Annotated in this window: 3 protein-coding genes; all 3 read right to left on the reverse strand. The window is 65.4% G+C overall.

Features of this window, described 5'->3' with window-relative positions; all coding sequences use genetic code 11:
* The coding region (locus tag PMES_RS16160) for a hypothetical protein (protein ID WP_159966747.1) at window positions 1–591 on the reverse strand (591 nt) is incomplete at its 3' end.
* Window positions 561–1,160: a hypothetical protein gene (locus PMES_RS16165; RefSeq protein ID WP_159966748.1), complete on the reverse strand. Its 600-nt coding sequence runs from the start codon at window positions 1,158–1,160 to the stop codon at window positions 561–563. The genes PMES_RS16160 and PMES_RS16165, both read right to left, overlap by 31 nt.
* Window positions 1,161–1,176: 16 nt before the next feature.
* Window positions 1,177–1,560: hypothetical protein (locus PMES_RS16170; protein WP_159966749.1), on the reverse strand; the 384-nt coding region annotated here is incomplete at its 5' end.

A 1,560-nucleotide genomic window follows, 5' to 3' on the forward strand; every position in this document is an offset into this window, starting at 1 on the left:
CCCGTCGCTCAGAATGTCCGCCTTCGCCACCTTGAGCGCGCGCGTGGCATCCACGTCCTGCATCACTTCGCGGTTGATCAGGCCGAGCCACTGGAACGATGCCCGCACCCCGCCGCGCCCCGGCGCCCCGTGCGAGTTCCAGGTCGTGCCGGCGCCGAACACGAAGAAGTTCTGCAGCTTGCCGCCATTCGCCGCATAGGCGCAGAACTGATCAACGATGGCGTGTTGCACGCCCTTCGCCGCCCAGGTGCGTTCCTGCTCTGCGATCGCGGCCTCGCTATCGCCCGAGCTTGGCAGTTTAGGCGTCGTGTGGTTCTGCTCATAGCCCGCCAGCTCGACCTGCACCCCGCCCGGCCCCCGCTGCGCGTTGATCCGGTCACGCGCCGCCGCCGCCTCGTCGAACACCTTCTGCCAGCGTGTCGGCACGCCTTGCAGCACGAAGGCCACGTAGTCGTCGGAATAGGTCAGCAGCGCGCCGGTCCCGCCGTTATCCTCCCAGTTGAGCAGCGCGCCGGTGCCGCCGTTATCCTCCCAGTTGTCGCCGTTGTAGAGGTTGAGGGTCATGTATTTCCCCTCGACCGTCTCGCGCACATGGTTCTCCTCCAGAAGAAAATCTGCTTCCACCCCGAGGGCACAAGCTCGAAGCGCCCGGCAAGCTGCGGCCAGTAGGGCGACGACTTCATCACGCCCCACAGGTAGTTCTGCCAATGCGCCATGAGGATCGAGCCCGCGATCCCGTTGCCAAGATCGGGCATCGTCCAGAAACTCGGCGCGGTGTTCCAGTTCTCGTTGCCGAACTCCATCAGGATCGTCCCGAAGCTGTCGATGGGCGCCGCCGTGCGCCCCGCCGCGTGGCGCTTGTAGGCCCATGGCTTGCTCGCCTGCGTGTCGATCGCCGGATCGTAGGGCGCGGCGATATACTCGGCCAGGCCAAGGAACTCGTCCTCGTCCCACACCCAATCGAATTGCAGCCACGGCTTCGAGCCGCCCGCCTCGATGATGTCGAGATGCTGCGGCAAGGAGAACCCTTCCTGCCCCGCCTCGTCCGTCACCTGCGCGAGATAGTTGGAATGGGGGTCAGACTTGATGAAGCGGTGAATACGCACGTAGCTTGGCGCGAAGTCGTTGAAGATCGCCTGGTCGTTGGGCGTCAGGCGCATCGGCACATCACCCGCTTCAAGCCGCCCGGTCCAGTAATAGGACAGCTCGAAGATGCCAGCGCCGTTGAACAGAAGCTCGATCGGATAGGACTTCGTGTCCCAGCGTCCCGGTGCCCGACACCCGCCGCGCCCGGAAACGCAGCGCGTAGGTCTGCCCCACGGCCGGCAGGGTGTAGAAGCTCTGCGCGCCGCCGCCATAGCTCGCGACCCGGATCTTGCGGTTCGAGCCTGCCGGGATGTCCATCCGGTAATAGGGTTGACCGTTGGCATCCTCCAGAACATCCGTGGTCGCCGGGCCGGTGGACGTGTTCGGCCCCAGGCGCTCGAAGGGGTTCACATCGCTGCGCCCCTCCTTCCAGTTGCGCAAGGTGCGGTAGTCGTCGCGGCTCGTCTCGACGTT

The organism is Profundibacterium mesophilum KAUST100406-0324, from assembly GCF_009835145.1.
GTDB lineage: Bacteria > Pseudomonadota > Alphaproteobacteria > Rhodobacterales > Rhodobacteraceae > Profundibacterium > Profundibacterium mesophilum.

What these genes read in the sequence shown, in the direction of transcription:
- PMES_RS16165 (WP_159966748.1), bottom strand. Translation starts at nt 1,160, where the DNA reads ATGCGCCTGACGCCCAACGACCAGGCGATCTTCAACGACTTCGCGCCA.